This is a genomic window from Salinibacter altiplanensis (genome assembly GCF_002894645.1).
Classification (GTDB): domain Bacteria; phylum Bacteroidota; class Rhodothermia; order Rhodothermales; family Salinibacteraceae; genus Salinibacter; species Salinibacter altiplanensis.
This window is the reverse complement of record NZ_NCQY01000009.1, coordinates 258,670-281,308: the sequence shown is the minus strand read 5'-3', so window position 1 is coordinate 281,308 and position 22,639 is coordinate 258,670. Positions and strand designations below refer to the sequence as shown.

General features: G+C 65.5%; 17 protein-coding genes and 1 riboswitch. Of the genes, 9 read left to right on the top strand and 8 right to left on the bottom strand.

The annotated features are described in order from the left end of the window. Window positions 1–101 precede the first annotated feature (101 nt). The 5 genes from B7R93_RS04490 (at window position 102) to zapE (ending at window position 3,812) form a co-directional block, all read left to right on the top strand. Window positions 102–545 carry a dCTP deaminase/dUTPase family protein gene (locus B7R93_RS04490; protein ID WP_232798009.1) on the top strand — a complete coding sequence of 148 codons (444 nt, stop codon included), beginning with the start codon at window positions 102–104 and terminating at the stop codon, window positions 543–545. 70 nt (window positions 546–615) lie between these two features. Further along, the gene (locus B7R93_RS04485; RefSeq protein WP_103019625.1) at window positions 616–1,413 is read left to right on the top strand and encodes an Fpg/Nei family DNA glycosylase; all 798 of its coding nucleotides are present in this window, start codon (window positions 616–618) and stop codon (window positions 1,411–1,413) included. A 46-nt stretch (window positions 1,414–1,459) separates the two neighbouring features. Next, window positions 1,460–2,194 carry a DUF72 domain-containing protein gene (locus B7R93_RS04480; RefSeq protein WP_157942194.1) on the top strand — a complete coding sequence of 245 codons (735 nt, stop codon included), beginning with the start codon at window positions 1,460–1,462 and terminating at the stop codon, window positions 2,192–2,194. Window positions 2,195–2,214: 20 nt separating this feature from the next. Next, a complete protein-coding gene (locus tag B7R93_RS04475; protein ID WP_198598582.1) occupies window positions 2,215–2,571 on the top strand; it encodes a DUF5996 family protein in 357 nt (118 codons plus the stop codon). Window positions 2,572–2,792: 221 nt separating this feature from the next. Further along, window positions 2,793–3,812, top strand: coding sequence for an AFG1/ZapE family ATPase (gene zapE / locus B7R93_RS04470; RefSeq protein ID WP_103019622.1), 1,020 nt, complete (start codon window positions 2,793–2,795; stop codon window positions 3,810–3,812). Between the two features lie 234 nt (window positions 3,813–4,046). On the opposite strand, the gene B7R93_RS15185 is transcribed toward zapE, so the two are convergent. Beyond that, window positions 4,047–4,229 carry a hypothetical protein gene (locus B7R93_RS15185; RefSeq protein ID WP_157942193.1) on the bottom strand — a complete coding sequence of 61 codons (183 nt, stop codon included), beginning with the start codon at window positions 4,227–4,229 and terminating at the stop codon, window positions 4,047–4,049. 149 nt (window positions 4,230–4,378) lie between these two features. Here B7R93_RS15185 and typA point away from each other — a divergent pair, with 149 nt between their 5' ends. Beyond that, complete coding sequence (gene typA / locus B7R93_RS04465; protein WP_198598581.1) at window positions 4,379–6,205, top strand: translational GTPase TypA; 1,827 nt, start codon at window positions 4,379–4,381, stop codon at window positions 6,203–6,205. Between the two features lie 54 nt (window positions 6,206–6,259). Here the strand turns inward: typA and B7R93_RS04460 are convergent, their stop codons facing one another. Together B7R93_RS04460 and B7R93_RS04455 are read right to left on the bottom strand one after the other, a co-directional pair. Beyond that, complete coding sequence (locus B7R93_RS04460; RefSeq protein WP_103019620.1) at window positions 6,260–6,835, bottom strand: AP2 domain-containing protein; 576 nt, start codon at window positions 6,833–6,835, stop codon at window positions 6,260–6,262. A 444-nt stretch (window positions 6,836–7,279) separates the two neighbouring features. Further along, complete coding sequence (locus B7R93_RS04455) at window positions 7,280–8,233, bottom strand: DnaJ C-terminal domain-containing protein (protein ID WP_232798008.1); 954 nt, start codon at window positions 8,231–8,233, stop codon at window positions 7,280–7,282. Window positions 8,234–8,359: 126 nt separating this feature from the next. On the opposite strand from B7R93_RS04455, the gene accC reads away from it, so the two are divergent. Next, the gene (gene accC, locus B7R93_RS04450) at window positions 8,360–9,886 is read left to right on the top strand and encodes an acetyl-CoA carboxylase biotin carboxylase subunit (protein ID WP_103019618.1); all 1,527 of its coding nucleotides are present in this window, start codon (window positions 8,360–8,362) and stop codon (window positions 9,884–9,886) included. Between the two features lie 96 nt (window positions 9,887–9,982). Here the strand turns inward: accC and B7R93_RS04445 are convergent, their stop codons facing one another. From B7R93_RS04445 to B7R93_RS04425, 5 genes are all read right to left on the bottom strand, one after another. After that, window positions 9,983–12,133 (bottom strand): PAS domain-containing protein, encoded by a 2,151-nt coding sequence (locus tag B7R93_RS04445; RefSeq protein ID WP_103019617.1) that lies wholly within the window; start codon window positions 12,131–12,133, stop codon window positions 9,983–9,985. Between the two features lie 238 nt (window positions 12,134–12,371). Continuing rightward, the gene (locus tag B7R93_RS04440; RefSeq protein ID WP_103019616.1) at window positions 12,372–15,623 is read right to left on the bottom strand and encodes an efflux RND transporter permease subunit; all 3,252 of its coding nucleotides are present in this window, start codon (window positions 15,621–15,623) and stop codon (window positions 12,372–12,374) included. 72 nt (window positions 15,624–15,695) lie between these two features. After that, on the bottom strand, window positions 15,696–16,937 hold the full coding sequence (locus B7R93_RS04435; protein WP_103019615.1) for an efflux RND transporter periplasmic adaptor subunit: 1,242 nt from the start codon (window positions 16,935–16,937) through the stop codon (window positions 15,696–15,698). Window positions 16,938–16,995: 58 nt separating this feature from the next. Continuing rightward, window positions 16,996–18,546, bottom strand: a complete 1,551-nt coding sequence (locus B7R93_RS04430) for an efflux transporter outer membrane subunit (RefSeq protein ID WP_103019614.1) — start codon at window positions 18,544–18,546, stop codon at window positions 16,996–16,998. 374 nt (window positions 18,547–18,920) lie between these two features. After that, complete coding sequence (locus tag B7R93_RS04425; protein ID WP_232798006.1) at window positions 18,921–19,556, bottom strand: TetR/AcrR family transcriptional regulator; 636 nt, start codon at window positions 19,554–19,556, stop codon at window positions 18,921–18,923. A 717-nt stretch (window positions 19,557–20,273) separates the two neighbouring features. On the opposite strand from B7R93_RS04425, the gene B7R93_RS04415 reads away from it, so the two are divergent. Next, on the top strand, window positions 20,274–20,762 hold the full coding sequence (locus B7R93_RS04415; RefSeq protein WP_103019612.1) for a peptidylprolyl isomerase: 489 nt from the start codon (window positions 20,274–20,276) through the stop codon (window positions 20,760–20,762). A gap of 112 nt (window positions 20,763–20,874) precedes the next feature. Continuing rightward, a riboswitch (SAM riboswitch) is annotated at window positions 20,875–20,990 on the top strand. Window positions 20,991–21,122: 132 nt separating this feature from the next. After that, entirely contained in the window at window positions 21,123–22,535 is a 1,413-nt protein-coding gene (locus B7R93_RS04410) for an O-acetylhomoserine aminocarboxypropyltransferase/cysteine synthase family protein (RefSeq protein ID WP_103019611.1), read from the top strand. Window positions 22,536–22,639 lie beyond the last annotated feature (104 nt).

Below are 22,639 nucleotides of genomic sequence, written 5' to 3'. Positions count from 1 at the left end.
AGGCGGGACCGAACGGCTGAACCTGAAGATACAGAGGCCAGTTTTACGTCTGCCCGGGTCGGTCCGCCCGTTTCGTTCCTCTCTACCAGCATCGTTCTCCCATGCGCACTGCAAATGCAACCGCGTCTCAGATTGATGGGCTCGTGCACCTCGACACCCAGCGGGCCGCCACCGGTCTTGACTTGACGGTCGACGCGGTCTTCCGGACCACTGGGCACGGCCAGCTCGACTTTGGGGGCGGAGAGTTTCAGGCCGCGCCTCGCGAGCGGATTGAGCCCATGCTCGACGATCCGGGCGACGACTACGGGTGGTGGGCGTTGGAACTGGGCGCGTACGTCATTCACTACAACGAATCCCTGCGCCTAAACGACGGGCAGCGGGCGGTCGTGAGGCCGCTGGAGCGTACGCTGCGGGCAGGGGCCCACCATGGCGCGTTTGTGCTGGAGGAGGCCCGAGATCCGATCAGGACGCTTCTCGTCGTGAGCCGGATGGGCTGCCGCCTCAAGGAAAATTGCCGGGTCTCCCGTCTTACGATCCGTGAGTGACCGCGTCGGAAGATCAGGGGCCACTGCCCCCACCCGTTTTCTGATTTTTCGCAAGTCCCCCCCGGTACGAATGCCCGAGCTACCCGACGCCGTCGTCTACCGGCGGCGTCTCGCCGACGCCGCCCTCAGCCGCCCGATTGCCGATACCACGGTCGTCGACCCGCTCATTCTCGGCGATGGATTGGAGCCGCACCGGTTCGACAAGGTGCTCCGGGACCGTACCCTGACGGACACGCACCGCCACGGCAAGCACGTCTTCGCCCGGTACGGCGAGGAGACCGGTTGGCTCGCGCTCCACTTCGGCATGACGGGCCGTGTGGAGATTGTGGAGGACGGCACGATGCCCGAGTACGCGTACGTCCAGATCCACTTCGAGGAGGGCGGGGCGCTGGCGTTCGAGTGCCCCCGCAAGTTTGCCCGCGTGCGCCTCATCGACACGCCGGAGTCGTTTGTCGAGGCGAAGGACCTTGGGCCCGACGCCTGCCGCGCCGATGTCGAAACGTTCCTCGCCCCCTTTGAGAATCGGCGCGGCACCATCAAAGGCCGGCTGCTGGACCAGAGCGTCGTCGCGGGCCTCGGCAACATCTACGCCGACGAGGCGCTCTACCAGGAGGGGATCCATCCGCGCACAACAGTGTCGGCACTGTCCGAGGCCGACCTGTGGGGCCTCTATGAGGCGATCCAGACGGTGCTCGACGCCGCCGTTGCGGTTGACGCGGACCCCGAGGCCCTGGACCCGGATCGCTTCATGCTGCCCCACCGGTACGGGGACGAGCGCTGCCCGAAGACCGGTGCGCCCCTCGAAACCGAGACCGTTTCCGGCCGCACCGCGTACTACTCCCCCGCGCGTCAGCCCCCGCCGGAGTAAGCGAGGCCCCTCGTTTTCCTTCGCGCATCCACACGTCTGCGCGTCCATGTCTGATCTCCACATCGGAACGTCTGGCTGGCAGCACGACACGTTCACCGGTCGCTTTTACCCCGACGACCTGTCTCCGGGCAGTCAGTTGTCGTTTTACGCCGAGACGTTCGACACCGTCGAGGTCAACAACACCTTCTACCAGCGCCCCGAGGCAGACACGCTTCGGGCCTGGCGGCGACAAACGCCGGACGACTTCACGTTCACGGTGAAGGCCAACCAGTACATCACCCACTTCAAAAAGCTGACGGATCCGGAAGAGCCCGTTCACAACCTCTACCGGAATGTAGAGCCACTGGGCGACGCCCTCGGCCCGATTCTCTTCCAGTGCCCGCCCAACTGGCACCAGAACCTGGAGCGCTTGCATGCCTTTCTGGAGGTGCTCGGCGAGGATCACCGCCACGTGTTTGAGTTTCGGGACCCCACGTGGCTTACCGACGAGACGTACGAAGCGTTATCGGCGCATGACGCCACGTTCTGCATCTACGACTTCGGCGGCCGGTCGACGCACCGCACCGTGACGGCCGACCTCGTGTATGTGCGCCTCCATGGAACCAGCGAGGCGTACCACGGCCGCTACTCCGATACTGCGCTCGACGACTGGGCCGCGCAGATCGCCGACTGGCGCGCCGACGACCGCGACGTGTACGTCTACTTCAACAATACGGCGGGCGAGGGCCACGCCCCCCACGACGCGCAGCGGCTGGAAAATAGGCTGTCCACGTCGATGTGATTCCTCTGATTGGTGCATTCGTGGCCGACCTCAGCCCGGAGAAAAGTGTAAGGCGACTCGATCCTCCGGGCAGTCTCGCCCACTGGCAGAAGTGCCTCCAGGAAAACGGCGTGACGATTCAGGACGAGGAACTGTGGTTCGGCGAGCGGACGCTTCCGTTCGAGGACCCGCACGGCTACACGGATCGCAACATCCAGCCGGAAGCGGCCTACTACCTGGATGACATGGGCGAATTCGTCCTGCCGCACGAGGCCGTTCGGACCGCAGATGACTCGGACGCTCTGCTTCTGATGTTCCTGCAGAGCACCTACGAGGCCGCCGCTGATCTTGCGGAGTGGGACCGAGATGCACTGGAGGGCGACGCGCCCCCGGCGTGAATCAGAACCGATCCCGGTCATTCTTCTTTCCAGGACCAGAGGGCACCCTTCAGCCCCACCGTTCACATCGCCAGTCTGGGGCGACGAGCGGACTGCCCCGTGGAGGAACAAGTCGAAATGAAGAGGGTCCCTCGCTTTCTTGTCCCCCCCTCGTCGTCCAACACAGATTCGTCTCGTGCGTGTGGAAGCGAGGCATCGTCACTGCATTCAGCGCCCTTCGCATGACGCTTCCCGACCGCTTCCGCGACGCCACGTTTGAGAACTACGAGCCGCAGACACCGAGCCAGGCCGAGGCCCTCCGCATTGCGCGTGAGTTCGTGGCGGGGGTCCGCCGGACCCCATCGTGGACCGAGCGGATCCGCAAATTCCTGGGCGCGATGGACGACCGGCTGCCGCAGGGACTGTATTTCGTGGGGCCGGCGGGCACGGGGAAGACGCACCTGTTGGCCGCGGTGTACAACGCCCTGGGGCCCCCGGAGGACTGCGCCTTCCTGCACTCCAGCACGCTGTTTCGCCAAACCGAACCGCCGGACGCCTTTGCCCACCGGTTGGCGGATCAGTACGCCGTCTGCTGCCTCGACGAGGTGGAGATTGACGACCCGGCCAACGAGATGCGCCTTGCAGGGGTCATGAAGACGCTGGCGGCCCGAGGGGTCCCGCTCCTGGCGACGAGCAACGTGGCGCCGGAGGAGTACCTGGCGACCCAGCTCGGCGACGGCCGCATCCAGCGGTTCCTGCGGACGGAGGTACGAGAAGCCTACCGGGTCGTCCCGGTGCGGGGGGAGGACTACCGGCGCACCCGGGAGGTCCAGCAGTCGGGCCAGGGGTGGATCGGGCCACCCGAGGGGGCGCGGCGGGCGATGCGGCAGGCGGAGGCGGACGCGTCGGGCCCCTCGCGGTGGTGGTCGTTCGCCGACCTGCGCCGGGCCACCACGGAGACGGCGCATTCCAACCTCGTCGACGACCTGACGGCACTCGATCACCTCTTTATTGAAGGCGTCACCATCGCCGATACCGATGATGCGTTTCGGCTCCTTCGCATCGTCGACGCGCTGTACCTCCACGCCGACGCGCCCACGCTCTACTTCACTGCCGAGCAGCCGCCGGATGACTGGTTTGCGCCCGATCAGCACGCCGGTCTCGCCCAGGCCGTGGCCGAAAAGTTCGACCGCACCGTCTCCCGTCTTCATGCGCTGTGTCGGGTCCAGAAGGTCGGTCAGGAAGGAGTGCCCCACTCCTGAGTCCACACCGTCTTACCCCGACACTCCCATACGCCAACACGCTCACACGCCGATACGCTCCCCCACGCTCGGCACCGCCGCGAGGCTCTCGTCAATTTTCTTGCCCGGCAACTCAGTGTCGGCCAGCTCGCCGTTGCGGAAGTCCCCGTGCGCGCGGGAGTCGAAATGGCCGTGACCACAGAGATTGAAGACAAACGTCTCTTCCTCGCCCGCCTCTTTCGCCTCCAGGGTCTCCTAGCGGGTGCCCCACACAGCGTGTCCGGCCTCGGGCGCAGGCAGAATGCCGTCGCACCCCACGAACTTGCCCCAGCTCTCGAACATCGGGAGCTGGGGCGTGCTCGTCGCCTCGATGAGGCCCGCCTCCACGAGCGCGCTGACCTTTGGGCTCGGGCCCGTTTCCCACGAAGTCCACTCCAATTCGGCCCTGCAGCCCCGCTGGGGCCCCTGTGCAATGAACGTCTGCCCAGTGTGTGGGTACTACTCATCTATCTAACACCAATTTGCGCGGGAATGCCCCTACGAGTCGGTGCAGTGCCCCGCAGGTCCATTCCAACCGTTGCCCCGCTATGAAGCAGACCGACCTTCGTGACATCGCCATCGTTGCCCATGTCGACCACGGCAAAACCACGCTCGTGGATTCGATGCTGTGGCAGAGCGGCATCTTCCGCGACAACGAGGAGGTGCAGGAGCGCGTGATGGACACGATGGACCTGGAGCGGGAAAAGGGCATCACCATCATGGCCAACAACACGGCCGTCCGCTACGAGGGCACAAAGATCAACATCGTCGACACGCCGGGCCACGCCGACTTTGGGGGGGAGGTGGAGCGCACGCTCCGCATGGTCGACGGCATCATGCTCCTGGTCGACGCGGCGGAGGGGCCGCTTCCGCAGACCCGCTTCGTGGTGCAGAAGGCGCTGGAGCTCGACCTTCCGCCCATCGTCGTCCTCAACAAGATCGACCGCAAGGACGCGCGGCCCGAGGAGTCGCTCGATGAGATCTATGACCTCTTCATTGACCTCGGGGCGGACATGGAGCAGCTGGAGTTTCCGGTGCTCTACACCGTGGCCACGGAGGGCCGCTGCACGACGGACCTCGACGACGAGGAGTGGACGACGCTCCGCCCGCTCTTCGAGACCATGATCGACGAGATTCCGCCGCCCACGGGCAACCCCGACGGGACCCTGCAGGGGCTGATCACCAGTGTGCAGCGCGACGACTACCTGGGCCCGGTGGCCATTGGGCGCGTGGAGCAGGGCACCCTGCACGACCGGCAGAAGGTAACCCTCTGCCACCGCGACGGCAGTACGGAGCAGGCAGAGGTGACGGCCCTCTTCACGTACGAGGGGCTCCAACGCGAAGAGGCCGACGTGGCCGGGCCCGGCGAGATCGTGGCGATCGCCGGCATTCAGGGCATTGGGCTGGGCGAAAGCATTTCACACCCGGAGCACCCCGAGCCCCTGACGCCCCTCGACGTGGACCCGCCGACCATGTCGATGGAGTTTCGAATCAACGACGGCCCCTTCAGTGGGCAAGAGGGGGAGTTCGTGACCTCGCGTCAGCTCCGCGACCGCCTCTTCGACGAGGCCCGCAACAACCTGGCGATCCGGGTGGAAGAGACCGATTCGGCCAACGTCATGCGCGTCTATGGGCGCGGCGAGCTGCAGATGGCTATTCTCATCGAACAGATGCGACGCGAGGGCTACGAGTTCTGCGTGGGGATGCCGCAGGTGATTACGAAGGAGATCGACGGCGAGACCTGCGAGCCCTACGAGACTGCCGAGATCGACATCCCGGAGGAGCACATGGGCGTCGTGATGGAGCGCCTCGGGGAGCGAAAGGGGCAGATGGAGCACATGGTGCACCAGGACAGCGGACGCGTGCGGCTCACGTTTCGGGTGCCGAGCCGGGGCCTCATCGGCTACCGGTCCAAGTTTCTCACGGACACGAAGGGGACGGGACTCCTCACGCACCGCTTCGAAGAGTTCGGGGCGTGGGCGGGCGACATTCCGCACCGCACCTCCGGCGCCCTCGTGGCCGACCGGGAGGGCGAAACCACGCCCTACGCCCTCATGGAGCTTCAAGACCGGGGCGACTTCTTCGTAGCGCCCGGCGACGCCGTCTACAAAGGCATGATCGTGGGCGAGAACAACAAGCCCCGGGACCTCGACCTCAACGTGACGAAGGAGAAGCAGCTCACCAACATGCGTGCCGCGGCCGGAAATGAGCTGGAGCACGTCCCGCCCCCCCGCGAGATGTCGCTGGAGGACGCGATTGAGTTTATCCGCGAGGACGAGCTTGTGGAGGTCACGCCCGAGGCCTACCGGCTGCGCAAGCGTCACCGCAAGCCGAAGGCCCGCCGCCGTGCGCAGGAAGAGCGCGCTGCGGGGTAGGCCGCGAAACGGGCCCGTGGAGACAGCGGCGGGCTCCCCGCCCGACGCGTCACGCTAGGCGGTGGCCTCCATCACGTTCTCGTCCTCTTCCGGGAGCCCCTCTCCGTCCGGGCCGTCCTCGTACTGCTCCCGGATGTTGGGAAAGGCGGTCTGGAACATGTCGTTCACCTCTTCGGCCTCCCCGTCGTGCTCCGCACGGGCCTCGTGCAGGCGGGCACAGGCCTTCCACACGGCACGGCGCAGGTTCCACTTGCGAACGGAAAAGGCCGCACTGCGGCGTGTGTCGTCGTCTTCGAGCCAGCTGAGCTGCACGTACGGCTTGGGCGTGCCGCTCCCGTCGTCTTTCCAGCAGAAGTTGAGGCCAATCACCCCGGTCGTGGAGCGGGCCTCCGCTGAGCGACGGACCGGATCCATCGGCTCGGGCAGCTCGCCGAGCAACTCGTCCCGGTACTCAACGGCCTTCTCGAGGGCCTTCTCCCGGCCGCCGTGTCGCTTGTCGGAGAAGTATTTTGTGTATTGCTCCTTCTGGCGCTTGATGCGCACCTGCCAGCCGTGGGTGGGGTGGCGGTCGGGGTTGTCGTCGGTGGGCTCGATGTCGATGCGAAAAACGTTCTTCGGCTTATCGGTCATGGGAGATGGAAATCAGGGCGGTCATCGTATGGTGGTGGGATGGGCCTAGACCGGGCCCGAAATTGCCGCAGTGCGGACGAAGACGCGACCGTCGACGTGCGAGGGCTGTCGGGCAGAGAAAAATTGTCCCGTCGGGGGAGAATCCAGAAGCAGGGCCGACGGGCGTCCAGACAGCAAGGGGCCATGGAAGTGCGAATTCGCCAGACCGAGGTGGAGGCTCAACGCCCGAGTGGAGGGGGCGCGGAGGTTCGTTCGTGGGGGGCCCGCCCGGAAGTAGTGAGCCGGGGGGCGTCGAGGGCAGTTCCGTCCAAAATGATGCGACGCTCAAATATGCAAAACAGCACCGGAGAAGTGCAACCGGCGCCGTCGCACCGGCCGATGTGGGAGAGCCTGGACTGCCTCAGAGAGACTCAGAGAGGGAGACAGAAGAAAACGACCAAGGGACTACGACAGATGTGCGTCCTGGGCGGCCTCACGGAGCACGGCGCGCTGCTTCGGGGAAAGATTTTCGGGAATGCGCACATCGACCTCGACGTACAGATCGCCGCTCCCGTCGTTGGTCCTTACCCCCTGGCCCTTCAGGCGCAGCTTCTCGCCCGGCTGTGTGCCGGCGGGCACGGAGAGCTTGAGGTTTTGTCCGTAGGGGGTTGGCACGCGAATCTCTGTACCGAAGACCGCCTCGAACATGTCGATGGTCTCGGTCCGATGAATGTCGTCGCCCGTGCGGTCGAAGTGAGGATGGTCACTCACCTCAAATGTCACGTACAGATCCCCGCGTGAGCCCGAGGGCCGTCGAGACCGCTGTCCGCGGCCCCGCAGGCGAATCTTGAAGCCGTCCCGCACGCCCTTCGGAATTTTGAGGCGGATCGACTCGCCAGAGGGAAGCTCCACACGCTTGCGGCCGCCCTCGAGGGCCTCCTGGAACGACAGTCGGAGGGTCGTCTCAAGGTCCTGGCCTCCCTTGTGGGCCTGTTGCTGCTGCCGGCCGCCCTCGAAGGGAGACTGCCGCTGGGTTCGGGCCTCCCCGCCGAAGAAGTTTTCGAAGATGTCGCCGAGGCCGCCGCCACGACCGCCGAAGGCGTCGTCGAAGCCGCCCTGTTCGAATCGAACCTCCGGGCCACCGCCGGCCGAACGGCCCCACGCCCCGCGGCCACTCCCGCCGAGGCCGCCCCCACCCCCAAATCGACGCTGGGCATCGTACTGCTCGCGCTTCTCCTCGTCCGAAAGGACGGAGTACGCCTTCTGGATTTCCTTGAATTTCTCCTCGGCATTGGGGTCGTCCGGGTTGCGGTCCGGGTGATGCTTGCGCGCGAGTGTGCGGTACGTTTTCTTAATCTCCTCCTGGCTTGCGTCTTCGTCGACGCCGAGCACGTCGTAGAGATCTTCGGTCTGCGGCATAGCGGCGGTTGGGGCACTGTTGAACCAGTCGGCGAGCCGGGCCCCGCGCCCAATCATTGATTGACGAGGACCCCGTGGGCGGATCCCTCATAACAGAATTCATGCCATCACGTTCAGCAAGACGAAATGACGGATTCGGCCGTGACAGCTCGTCCCCTCAATAAGATCCTCGTCGCCAACCGCGGGGAGATTGCCGTTCGGGTCCTGCGCACATGTCACGAGCAGGGCCTCGATACGGTTGCCGTCTACAGCACCCCCGACCGCTCCGCGTCCCACGTGCGGCGGGCGGACGAGGCGCATCACATCGGCCCGGCAGAGGCCGCCCGGTCGTACCTCGATTCGGAAGCGATCCTGACAGCCGCGCGTCGCAGCGGGGCCGACGCCATTCATCCCGGCTACGGCTTCCTCTCCGAAAATGCAGACTTCGCCGAGGCCTGTGCCGATGCCGACGTTCACTTTGTGGGGCCGCCGCCGGAAGCCATCCGGGCGATGGGCGACAAGACCGCTGCCCGTCAGCTCATGAAGGACGCCGGCGTCCCCATGGCGCCGGGCACGACCGACGCCGTGGCAAGCACTGAGGAGGGCGAAGAGATTGCCGCGGAGATTGGCTATCCGGTGCTCATCAAGGCCGCGGCGGGCGGCGGCGGAAAGGGCATGCGGATCGTCCACGAGCCCGACAACTTCGCGGGGGCGATGGATCGGGCCCAGGGCGAGGCCGAGTCGTCGTTCGGGGACGGGCGCGTCTTTATCGAGAAGTACATTCAGGAGCCGCGCCACGTCGAGTTTCAGATCCTGGCCGACCACCACGGCCACACGATCCACCTCTTCGAGCGCGAATGCTCCATCCAGCGCCGCCACCAGAAGGTGATTGAAGAGGCGCCGTCGTCCATTCTTACGCCCGAGGTGCGGCGCGAGATGGGCGCGGCAGCAATCGCCGCGGCCGAATCGTGTGGCTACCGGAACGCCGGCACGGTGGAGTTCCTGGTGGATCGGGACCTGAACTACTACTTCATGGAGATGAACACGCGCCTGCAGGTGGAGCACCCGGTGACGGAATGGGTGACGGGCGTCGACCTCGTGGCCGAGCAGTTGCGGGTGGCCCAGGGGGAGGAACTGGGCTACACCACCGACGACCTGTCGATCCGCGGGCACGCCGTGGAGAGCCGGGTCTACGCGGAAGACCCGGCCTCGAATTTTCTGCCCGATCCCGGCCCGCTGAAGCGGCACGCGGCGCCGTCGGGCCTTGGCGTGCGGGTGGATGCCGGTGTCGAGGAGGGGGGCGAGGTGCTCATCCACTACGACCCGATGATCTCGAAGGTCACCACGTGGGGCCGCAACCGGACCGCGGCCATCGACCGCATGATCCGGGCGCTCGACGAGTACGAGGTGGGGGGCATGGCCACGACGATCCCGTTCTGCCGCTTCGCGATGCAGCACGACGGCTTCCGTGCCGGCGACTTCACGACGCACTTCGTCGACGACGAGTTTGACCCGTCGGTGTTGCGACTCGCCGATCCCGACCGCGACGAGCTCGCGGCCCTGGCGGCGACGCTCTACCATGCCCGGACGCAGGACGAAGACGCCCCCTCCATCGCGGCGGACGGACGCGAAGGCCTCAGCCCGTGGCGGCGACAGCGGCGGCACACGTCGTAGGGCGGCGGCCGGCGACCGGACACAGTCCCCCTGCCCAGAGCTGCTTGGAGAGTTCTCTGCCTGACTCCCGCCCCACACCGACCCTGCATGTCGGGGTCACGAGAGAAGGGTGATCTCGGAAAACTCGAACCGAGCCCCCCCGTCGGAAGACGCTGTGAGGTGGACGGTCCATCCGTGCGCCTCGGCGATGCGCTTCACGATCGACAGCCCGAACCCAGTGCCCTGCTCCCGCGACGTCTGTCCGGGCTTGAAGGCCGTCTCGCGGTGTTCGGGGGGAACCCCAGGCCCGTCGTCCTCCACGTAGAGGACGGCGTCGCCGGTACACCCGACCCGGACCGTGACGTCGCCCTCGCTGTGTTCGACGGCGTTTCGGAAGAGGTTCTCGAAGACGTGCCGGAGGCGGTCCGGATCGGACTCGATCGTACACTCATCGTCGATGACCAGGGAGGCCCTGTCCGTCTCGACCATGTCCCAGCATTGCTCCGCGATGTCCGTCACCGAAACGGGCTCGAGGGACTCGGCCTCGTTGCCGCGCCGGGCAAGGATCAGCGTATCGGAGATGATGTCCTCCATGCGGTCGAGGGCCTCATGTACTTTCTTGCGGTGGAGCTCCTCGTAGGAGGGATCTTCGACCGTAAGCGTTGTGCGCATCTGCGCGACGTTGAGCGGGTTGCGGAGATCATGGGCCACGATGCCCGCAAACTCGTCGAGGCGCTCGTTTTTGCGGCGGAGGTCCTCCTCGCGGTGCACCTGAGCGGTTACGTCACGGGCAATCCCAACGATGCGGCTCACCGTGCCGTCAACGGTGACAGGGGCGAGGTTTGTCTGCCAGATGCGCGCCCCCGCGGGCATCTCAAGCTCCTCCTGGTAGGAGATGGGCTCCCCGGCCTCCACGCAGCGGCAATAGTTTGCCTCGAGCTCGGCGCCGAGGTCCGGGCCGAGAACCTCACGGGGGGTCTTGCCCTGAACGGACTCCGAGTCGAGCCCCGTGGCGGCCTCGTGGTACGGATTGAGTCGTTCGAAGCGAAACTCAGGCCCGGAGTCGCTCTGCTCCACGTCCACGAAGAAGATGGCGTCGTCCGCGTTTTCCAGGAGCGCGTGGTACTCCTCGGTGAGGGTCTCAAGCTTCCGCTCCTTCCGAAGCTGCTCCGTCACGTCCCGGCTGAGGGCGATGAAGCGCTCTTCCCCTCCAATCTCGGTCTTGTCGACCCACACCTCAATCGGAAAGGTCGAGCCATCCCTGTGGCGGTGACGGCCACTTTTCTTGGCCCGGTCGCCCACCTCCATCGTCCTCCAGATCGCCCGCAGCTCCTCCGAGGACAGGCCGACCTCAAAATCCGCCACGTTCATGGAGAGAAGCTTTCGGCGCGTGTAGCCGAGTTCGTCGACGGTCTGGTCGTTCACGTCCAGGATGTTCCCCTCCGCGTCGTGGATCACGACCGAGTCGGGAAGGTCCTCGAACAGCGACTTCAGGCGCTGGCGACTTCCCTCGAGGGTTTTCTCGCGTCGCTTCCGTTCGGTAATCTCGCGGCTGATGCCCATGATGCCCACGACCGTGCCGTCTTCGTCGCGGTACGGGTACCGGTTTTCGAGGAACACGCGTTCTTCACCGTCGATCAGCCGGGTGGCCTCGTAGGAGTCCGCGGTTTCGTCCGTGAGGATCTGCTCGTCAATCCGGCGGATCTGGGCTACGCTCTCCGAATCGAAGAAATCTGCGGCCCGCTTTCCGGTGGCCTCTTTGGGGGTGAGCCCGAAAAGATTGGCGGCGGCCTCGTTCACGAACTGATAGCGCCCCGCGCGATCCTTGAGATACACGGCCTGCGCGGTGTTCTCGATCAGCGCACTGAGCTGGCGGTTTTTTTGGGTCAGCTCTCGCTCCGAGTGCTTCCGGTCTGTGATGTCGGCGAAGTAAAGCGAGAGTCCGCTCTCATCGGGGTACACGCGAACCTCAAACCACCGATCCAGAGAGGAATCGTATTGCTCGAAGGACTGCTGCTCCTGGGTCGCCAGGGCCCTCTCGATCGTGTTCTGCGCGACCGTTCCTTTCGACTCCGGAAACGCGTCCCATATGTGTTGCCCCATGAGCTGGCTCGGGGAGGCGTCCAGGATCTGCTCGGCCTGCTCGTTGAGATATGTGTATCGGAGATCTCTGTCGAGGGCCACGACCCCTTCGCTCACGCGTTCAAGGACGGTGCTTCGTCGCAGTGCCTCGTCGTCGCCGAGGTCTTGTACGGTGGAGGAAATCATTGGTGTCGGAGGGACGGGATGGGTGGGGAAAGCGTGCTCAACGTCCACTCGCAGACTCCACAATGATCATACCATTCCTAAAACGGCCCTTCAACTGCCCCCCCGAACGCCCCACCAAATGTCGGCTGGACGCTTGTAGACGACCGGACCGGACGGTCATCCCGGGGGACGGCCTGACCAGGGCGGGGACCCTGCCTGATGCCCTGGCGCGGAAGCATTTGCCGCGTGTGACGGGACACTACTGGCCGGGGGACTGCTCCTCGTACGGGCCAAAGTGCTTTGCGGGTGCGTCGTATCCGAGCAGGGCGGTCTGCACCCACCCGACGGCACGGTCCTGCACCATGGCGATGGAGGGAACGATCATCATGAGCACGGCGGTGCCGAAGACGATGCCAACCCCCAGGCTCACGGCCATGGGAATCAGGAACTGGGCCTGCACGCTCTGCTCGATGATGATGGGGAAGAGCCCCAGAAACGTCGTGAGGGACGTTAGAAGGATGGGACGGAAGCGCATCTGTCCGGCCCGCACCAGCGCGTCGGGCCAGTCGCGGCCCTTGGCCCGCTCCTCGTTGGCAAAGTCGAGCATCACGAGCGCGTCGTTCACGATGACGCCGCTGAGCCCGACGATGCCGTAGATGCTGAGCAGGCCGAGCTGGATGTCGAGCATCAGGTGGCCCAGCAGGGCGCCGATCCAGCCAAACGGAATGGTACTCATGATGACCAGGGGCTGGAGGTAGGACCGGAAGGGGATTGCCAGCAGGGCGTAGATGGCAAACAGCGCGAGCAGGAAGCCGATCACCAGAGCGCTTTGCGCCTTTCGCTGCTGCCGCTGTTGCCCCCCGAAGGTAAAGGTCGCCCCCGGAATTGCGCGTTGAATATTGGGGAGCACGCGGGCTTCCAGGCTCGACTTTACCGCGTTGCCGGTCGTCACGCTCGGGTCCACATCCGCCGTCACGGTGACAACCCGGCGGCCGTCCTGTCGGTTGATCTGTGACGGGCTGTATCCAAACGAAACCTCCGCGGCCTCCTCCAGGGGCACCTGCGCCCCAGCGGCCGTCCGGATGCGGTAGTCGTTCAGGTCCTCGATGGAGTTGCGCTGGTCGTCGGGCAGGCGGGCGTAGACGCGCACCTCGTTTTGGCCCCGCTGCAGGCGGTAGGCTTCGAGCCCGAAGAAGGCGGCGCGAACCTGGCCGGCGAGGTCGTTGAGCGAGAGGCCGAGCGTGCGGGCGCCGGGCTTCAGTTTCAGTTCCAGTTCCCGCTTGCCCTGCTCCTGGTCTGATTTGATGTCGAACACGCCCCCGAAGCGGCGCAGGGAATCTTGCACTGAGGCCACCGTCCGGTCGAGTTTCTCGGGGGTCGGGGCCGACACCTCCACCGAGACGGGCTTGCCCACCGACACAACGTTCGCGGTGAACGACAGCGAGCGTGCGTTGGGCACACGTCCGGTTTTTTCCCGCCACCGCTCCTCAAACTGTGCGGACGTGATGTTGCGCTCCTCGGGGTCGATCATTTCGAAGCTCACCTCGGCCACATTGGCCTGCGTGGCGTTGAAGCCGCCCGCGCCGGGGTCACTGTTGGCCTGCGGCTGTCGGCCCACGGCCACGTATACGTTTTCGACGAGCGTCTGCCCGGCTTCTTCTTCGAGGGCCTCGATGGCCTCGTATCCGGTTTCCTGCAGCCGGGCCGTCACGCGCTCCGTGGCCTCCGGCGTGGTGCCCACCGGCATCTCCAGCTGGGCCGTCACCAGCTTGCCCTGCACGCTGGGAAAGAAGGAGAACCCAATGTACCCGTTGCCGGCGAAGCTGAAGGCGATGACCAGCAGCGACAGACCGCCCACAATGGTGATCCCGTAGCGACGGGTGGCGAACCGGAGGGCCGCCGTGAGCGGGCCGCGCACGAAGGTCCAGAGCTGGGCGGCCACCCACCGCCGCACCCGATTGAGCGTGCGAATCGCGAGGCCGGGCGTGCCGGACTCCTGGTCCGGGTGCACCCCAGGAGTACGTCCTCCCTCGGCCTTCTCTCGGGCGGGGCGCTCGGACAGGTGGTAGGGGAGGATCAGGAGCACCTCCACGAGCGAAAGCAGCAGGACGATGATGACGATCGTCGGGATGTCGCCCAGAAATTTGCCGATTGTCCCACCGATGAAGAGCAGGGGCGAGAAGGCCGCAACCGTCGTCAGGACGGCGAAGATCACTGGGATGCCGACGCGCTGCGTCCCGCGGATCGAGGCCTCTAGGGGCTGGCCCTTGTTTTCCTGTTCGGCGTATACGTTCTCGCCCACCACGATGGCGTCGTCCACCACAATGCCGATGGAGAGGATGAAGCCGAAAAGGGACAGCAGATTGATCGACACGTCCAGGTACTGCATGAGGATGAACGTGCCGCTAAACGACAGGAAGATGCCGACTGAGGTCCAGAACGCCAACCGAGGGGCCAGGAAGAGCGTGAGCGTGAGGACGACGAGGAACAGCCCCAGAATGCCATTCTCAATCAACAGGTTGAGCCGGCTGCGGAGACTCTCCGCCTGGTTTTGCCAGACGGCGGCCTGCAGGCCCGCCGGGAGAGAGGGCCGGAGGTCCTCGTCGAGGTAGGCCTTGACCGTTTCCTCGATGTTGAGCACCTGCTCCTGCCCCGTGCGGAAGACGTTGAGGATGGCGGCCGGCTTGCCGTTGAAGCGCGTGATGAGGTCGGAATTTTCGGCGAACCCGTCCTGAATCTCGGCCATGTCCCCGAGGCGCACCTTCGTTCCGTCGTCGCGGGTCAGGGCCACGATGTCTGCAAAGTCCTGTCTCGTGTAGTTCTGTCCCTCCGTCCGAATAACGATCTCTTCCGCGTCCGTCTCCACGCTTCCGCCCGGTAGGTCGAGGCTCCCCGTCCGCACGATCCGCGACACCTCGGCGAGGCTCATGCCGTGCCTGCGGAGCGCCTCCCGGGAGACCTCCACGGAGACCTCATAGTCTCGCACCCCCCCGATGCGCACAAACGAGATCTGCGGGTCGCGGGTGAGGTCGTCCTTCACGCGCTGGGCAAGCTCCTTCATCGTGCGCTCGCCCGCATCGCCATAAAGGGCGACCTGGAGCGCCTGCTGGCGGTTGGTGACCTCCGTGACGATCGGCTGCTCGGCCTCTTCGGGAAACGCGGTGATGCGGTCGACCTCGGACTTGATGTCGGTGCGGGCCCGGCCCAGGTCGGTGCCCCGCTTCAACTCCGCCGTCACGACCCCCGCGTTCTCCGTGGCCGTGCCCAGGATGCGGTCGATGCCCTCCACGCCCTCGATCCGGTCCTCAATGCGGCGCACGATGGACTGCTCCACCTCTTCGGGCGAGCCGCCGGGATAGGTGACCTGGATTTGGACCTGGTCGAGACTAAACTCGGGGAAGACCTCCTGGACGGTCGTAACGGCCGCCGCGCCGCCGCCCAGGAGCAGCAGAAGCATCAGCAAGTTGGCCGCCACGCCGTTCCGGGCGAACCAGTCGATTGCTCTGTTCATCGATCGAAGATTGGAAAATTACAGGTGGGCAGATTGAGGAAAGGAGACGCCAATTTTCAATCTGCAAATGTTTTATTGGCTCACGCGAATCCTCATGCTGTCCGTGTGAACCCGCAGGTCCGTCGTGATGACCCGAGTGCCGGCGCCGAGTGTCGGGGCGAGGTAGGTCTGCTCCTCCACTGTCTGGATCGGCTCGACGGTGCGCTCGACCAGCATCGAGTCGCCGGCCACTGTCCAGACGACTGGCGGCTGGTCGGGCGCTCGGGTGTGGACGGCCCGGCGGGGCACCACGTGGTAGGTGCCGTCCCGGCGGCCCTCAATGTCGACGGTCGCATAGGTGCCCACGGCCAAGGGAGGGCGCGTCGTCTCCCGTGGCCGCTCGGGCCGCCGAGACTGCACGGTCGGGGCCTGACCGTACGGGTCCGATATGCGCACCACCACGTCGACCGTGCGGGTCTGTTCGTCAATCGCGCCCTCGACCCGATGCACGCGGCCCGTCCACGCGAATGTTTGGTCGCCGTACGAGTGCGTCACGGTGGCCGGAGGCCTGGCGCCCGCCGCCTGCTCGCCCGTCGACCATAGGTTCTTGATCAGGGCGGCCTTGCGGGACGGGAGCGACACGACGATCTCCGCTTCCTGCGTGCCGTATACCGTGGCGATGGGCGTGCCGGGCGCCACATACGCGCCCAGATCGGCCTGCTTCTGGCGCACCCGGCCGGCGAAGGGCACCTGGAGACGGGTCCGCTCAAGATTCGTTCGCGCGTCGCTGAGGACGGCCTGGGCGCGTTCGAGCTCCGACTGGGCCTGCGCCACTTGCGGCTCGTTGAAGACGAGCCGCCCGAGCTCCGTGCTGTCGGGGTCGGGTGCCTCGCCCGTCCGGCCTTGGAGGCGCTCGTAGTCCTCACGGGCGGCGCCCGCCTCCTCCTGGGCCTGCAGAAGCTGCACCTTCGCCTGGGTGACCTGGGCCTCGGCCTGCTCGACAGCGCTCCGGTAGTCCGACGGGTCGATGCGGGCGAGGGAGGCCCCGGCTCCGAACCGGCCGCCGCTCACGAGGGCGTCGGACACCTCCACGATGCGCCCGCCCACCTCGGCCGTAAGGTCAATCTCCCGGACGGGCCGTACGGTGCCGGTCCCCCGCACGAGGAGGCTGCCGGCACGCACGTCTACGGGCGTCGTCGAGACGAGGGGCGATTGGGGTGGCGGCTCGCTCGTCTCTGGCTCCGGGGCGAACACGACAAGCAGGGCCACGACGGCAGCGGTTCCGAGGAGGAGACCGCCCCCGATGAGAGGCCACTTGAGACTGCTAACGTCCATGGATCAAAAGGGTCGGTCGAAAAAGGAGGCTGGGGACGGAAGGCATGCGAGAACTGCGCTACCGGAAGAGACGTGGATCGTCGACGGATTCTGCTTTCGTCCAGGGCCCGCCGAGCGCCCGGTGGAGGGTGAGTCGGGCGTTGACGATGGCCAGCTGGACACTGGCCAACCGCGTCCGGGCCTGCACCAGGGTCCGCTCGGCGTCGATCAAAGAGAGGACATCCCCCACACCGCGTTCGTAGCGGTCACGCTGGGTCTCGAAGGCGTCCCGGGCCGTCTCGACCTGCCGCTGCACCTTACGGTGTCGCTGCCGCTGCTTCTCGTAGGCGACCAGGGATGCCTTTACCTCCTGGAAGGCGGTGAGCACGGTCTGCTCGTAGGTTGCGGCCTGCTGGCGGTAGCGCGCCTCCGCGGCGCTGAGGTTGGCGCGGAGCCGGCCGCCCTGGAACAGGGGAGCCGTCAGCTGGCCGGCGAAGCTGGCGAACACTTGGCCGGGATCGACCAGGTCGGCCAGCTCGCTGCTCTGCGTGCCACTCTGTCCCGTGAGGGACAGGCGCGGCAGCATCTCGGCCCGGGCCCCCCCGATCTCCTGGCGGGCCGCCTCCAGCCGAAGAGCGGCCCCACGCACGTCGGGCCGCTGCATGAGCAGGTCCGACGGGAGACCGGCCGGAATCGGCTCCGGGTTGATGGGGACGGCCATCGAGTCGGGAAGGACTGTGCGCTGCTCCCCCGCAAACCGCCCAAGGAGCGTCGCGAGGCGGCTCTGGGCCTCGTACAATCGGCGCTCCAGGTCCGGCTGGTCGGCCTGCGCGGCCTGTAGGTTCTGGCGGACCGTGTACAGCTGAAACGACGGCACCAGGCCGCGGGCGTACCGGTCTTCGGTCACCGCCACCCGCTCCTCCAGGAGACCAACGGCCCGCTCTCCGAGGCGGACCCGACGCCGAAGGGACGCGATCTGGGCATACGTTGAGATCGCCTGGCTGATGACCGAGAGGCGGGCGGTCTGCAGGTCCGCGGCCGTGGCAAAGTACTGGCTGAGGGCTGCCTCGCGCTGGCTCCGCACGCGGCCCCAGAAGTCGAGCTCGTAGGAGAGCCCGAGCGTGGCCTGGTAGTCGGTAAACTCGAAGCGGTCGGAAAACTGCTGGGATTGCTCGTCGCCCGGCGGCGGGCCGTCCCCACGTTCGGCCTCTCCGCTTCCGCCGTCCCCTCCGATGGCCCCGCCGATGCCGGTGTTCGCTGGCTGGTTCTGGTAGCTGATCTGTCCGTTGGCATCGACGCTCGGAAAGAGTGGCGCCCGCGCGATCCGGAACTGCGCCGCCAGCTCCTCCACCCGAGCCCGCGCGGACTCCAACTCGAGGTTGGCGATCAGGGCCGTGTCCACGAGGGCGGTCAAGGCCGGGTCGTCGTATCCGGTCCACCACCGCGTCGCGTTGTAAGCAGCCGTGTCGGCCGCCGCGGCAGGCAGCGTCGTGTCACCGGGGGCCGCCTCAAACCGATCGGGAAGCTCTTCTTCCGCCTTCGGGGTCGACATCTCCGGGGTCAGTGAACATCCCGTGACGGCGAGCACGACCGCCAGAAACGCGAGCACGGCAAGGCGATCAGTCTTCATCTGAAAACGAGTGACGTGAACATTGCAACATCGAACGGTCATTCTCGGGGTGCAGCCCGAGTCCCATGTCTCATTCCAGTTGGGGGGCTAAGCGTCTGTTTCAATTTATCTCTCGGGCCCCCCGGGGAGTACTTCCTCGCCCTGCTCGGGGCGCTCCGAGCGGCCTTGACGGGCTGCAAATCGCCCCTTTATTCGGCCGGTAGCACTCTGAAAGCACTTCACTGCACGGCAGCACCAGCTTCGCGTCGCTTCGCTGGCGCTCAGGGCGCACCACCACAGGCCTTGTTCAGGGGCGATTTTCGCTCCGCCAATTCTCGCTCTCGCGATCCGACCCAAAATCAAAACAGACTCTAAGACCCCCGGCCTCCTCCCGGTCAGGGCGCCAGGCCGTGGTAAATCAGGTCGAACAGGTGATCCTTTCGAGCCTCCACGAAGGCGCCCCAGTCGTCCTCCGCGGCGGGGTGCATGATCTGTACAGTCGGCCGTGCCACGAAGAAGAAGAGGCAGGTCGAGACCACGGAGAGCACCGTGTGCTGCGGGTCCACCGCCCGGATCTCTCCGGCGTCCACCGCCGATGCAATGGTTTCTACCAGGATCTGAGGCGGTGCGTCACCGGCGTTGGTTGCCTCGCGCAGGTGCGCACCGAGCAGGTCTCCCCCGGCGAGGTTTTCCTGAATCATCAGGCGCATGGCCGCCTCGTCGGAGCGCACGAACTCGATGTACCCGTCGATAAATGCGCGCAGGGTGTTCTCGAAGGTCGAGGCTTCACGCAACGAGGCGCCGAACGACGCCATGAATCGCTCTACCGTATAGGTAAACACCTCTTCGTACAACGTCTCTTTGTCCTCAAAGTAGTAGTGCAGCATCGCCTTGTTGATGTCGGCGGCGTCGGCGATGGCCTGCATCCGGGCTCCATGTCGGCCTTCGCGGGCAAACACATGGAGCGCCGCGTCGAAAATCTGCTGCTCCGTCTCGGAGTATTCGGAAAGAGGGGTGGGGGAGCTGGTCATGAACAAGGTGTGTCGGACAGGAACATCCGGTGCAACTGGAGGTCAACCGCCTGGTTCAACCAAATGGTTAACCGTCATGTAAAGAGCCCCAACGGCCGAGGGCCGATGACATGGACGGAGAGTCTGTCCCTATTTGTCCCGCCTAATTTATCCCTCGGCCCCTGGGGGCAGCCCCTCCGCGCCCTGCTTGAAAAGTCCGGGCGCTTCGAGAATGCCCGCCAGGCCGTCGCGTGCGTGGGCCCAACTCCGCATCCCCACGAGTCGGGCAGTTCGGTTTATCGGACGCCTCGTCTTCCGAAAGTGGGAGCTCTCGGCTCTGAAAGGCACTTTGCCTTCCATCGATCGCTGCCCTTCGATGCAACGCCGCCCCCGAAGCCTTCGGCCAGTGCCTTGCTGAGCAGGGAAGGCAAAGACGGTCATCATGGGGGCTGCCATCCGGAGACCACTTGACGTTCGCTACGGCGTGTTGAAAATGAAACTCCGTTCGGTGCGTCGTGTCGTCCGAGAACTTGATATTCAGCAACACAGCATCCCTGAGCGGTGTGAGGACGTGTGCAAGGGGCGTGTGCGGAAACGGTCTACGCTGTGCTTCGGGCCCGCTTCAGGGGCGGCAATGGGCTTTCCGGAAAGACGACGGCGGCCCCGAAACACCACCTCATGCCCGCCGTCGGACAGAAGCAATCCTGTTCGTCTTTTTGCTGACGTTCTCCTTCCTCCATGGCCGACCATCCGCAGTGGGACAGTCCTCCCAACCTTCAAATTGACACGGACGCCGTTTACGAAGCAACTTTTGAGACCAGTAAGGGGACGATCAGCGCTGAGCTCTATCCAGAGCACGCCCCCCACACGGTCAACAACTTCGCCTTCCTGGCCCAGGAGGAGTTCTACGACGGCATTCCGTTTCACCGCGTCATCGAGGGCTTCATGGTACAGGGCGGGGATCCCACCGGTACGGGCCGTGGAGGGCCGGGCTACGAGTTTGACGACGAGATTGAGGAGAACCCGCTCACGCACGAGACGGGCGTTCTCTCGATGGCCAACGCAGGCCCCAACACGAACGGCAGCCAGTTCTTCATCACGCGGGCGCCGCAGTCGCACCTCGACGGCAAGCACACCGTGTTTGGCGATGTGATTGAGGGACAAGACGTGGTTGATGCGATCGAGGAGAACGACACGCTACGGAGCGTCACCGTCGAGAAGCAGTAGTTGGCCGATGGGTCGAGTCGGCCTATTGGTTCTTTCTTCATAACTGACCATTGACATTGCTGAGGGCAGCGTTCAAGATATACGCTGCTACTGCAACACACTAGTAGCACCACATTCATCCAGAAGGGTGAAGGGAGCAGGCCCGATGAAGCCCTGGCAACCGCCGTCGGCACCCCCGACGGAAAGGTGCCCCATCCTGCCTCGACCGCTGTCGAGGAAAGATGAGTGGGACCCACGACCGTTTGGTTGTTGATCCCCATCTGCTTTCCTGGCGGCTGGGGATTTTTCTTTTGTCCCCGGCCGTGCCGGTGCACGAAGGCGTAGAACGGAGTGTCCTCCGGACTCCTTCGGCTCTTCTGGATGAGTGCTTCAGTCCTCTTCATCCAGAGAGCCGATATTTTTATGAGTACCGAGAACGGACAGCACGACCCCCAGGAATCCGGGCAGCCCGACGCCCCCGAGGTGCCCCGCTACGAAACCCGCCAACTCCACGCGGGACAGGAGCCGGACCCGGCCACCAACGCCCGGGCCGTGCCCATCTACGCCACCACCTCTTACACCTTCGACGATGCGGAGCACGGGGCCGACCTCTTTGCCCTCGAAGAGTTCGGCAACATCTACTCCCGCATCATGAACCCGACGAACGATGTCTTCGAGAAGCGGGTGGCCGCGCTCGAAGGCGGCGTCGCGGCCGTGGCCACCGCCAGCGGGCAGTCCGCCCAGTTCCTGGCCCTCAACACGCTCTGCGAGCACGGCGACAACATCGTCTCCACGAGCTACCTCTACGGCGGGACCTACAATCAATTTAAGAACTCCTTCCCCCGCCGCGGCCTCGACGTCCACATCGCCGACGGCGACGACCCGGACTCGATCGAACGCCTGATCGACGAGAACACCAAGGCGGTCTACCTGGAGACGATCGGCAATCCGCGCTTCAACATTCCGGACTTCGAGCGGATCGCCGACATCGCGCACGACCACGGCGTGCCCCTGGTGGTGGACAACACGTTCGGCGCGGCAGGCTTCCTGTGCGCCCCCATCGAGCACGGCGCCGACATCGTGACCGCCAGCGCCACGAAGTGGATCGGCGGCCACGGCACCACCATCGGCGGCGTCATTGTGGACGCGGGGACGTTTCCCTGGGACAACGGCCGCTTCCCTGAGTTCACCGAGCCGAACCCCAACTACCACGGCCTCCAGTTCTGGGAAACGTTCGGCCCGGACGGCGTGCTCGACACGAACGTCGCCTTCGCGATGCGGGCTCGTGTGGAAGGGCTGCGCGACTTCGGCCCGGCCCAGAACCCGTTCGGCTCGTTCCTCCTGCTGCAGGGCCTCGAAACGCTCTCCCTGCGCGTGCAGCGGAGCTGCGACAATGCACTCGAGCTGGCGACGTGGCTCCGGGAGCAGGACGCGGTGTCGTGGGTCAGCTACCCGGGATTGGAGGATCATCCCTACCACGAGCGTGCCAATCGGTATCTGGAGAACGGGTACGGCGCGGTGCTCACGTTTGGGGTGGAGGGCGGCGTCGCAGGCGGCAAGCGCTTCGTTGAAAACGTGGAGCTGGCCAGTCACCTCGCCAACGTGGGGGACGCGAAGACGCTCGTCATCCACCCCGCGTCTACCACCCATCAGCAGCTGACCGAGGAGGAGCAGAAGGCCTCCGGCGTCGAGCCCGACATGGTGCGGGTCTCCGTCGGCATCGAGCACATCGACGACATCAAGGCGGATTTCGATCAAGCATTCACGGCACTTCCGACGCCGACTGCTACGTGAAACGCGAGGCGTGATCCGTGAGGCGTGACGTGTGAGGGGCAGTTCTGCACGCATCCCCCATCACTCTTCACGCGGCCCGCGCCCCTCCTTCTGCTCGTGCCGCC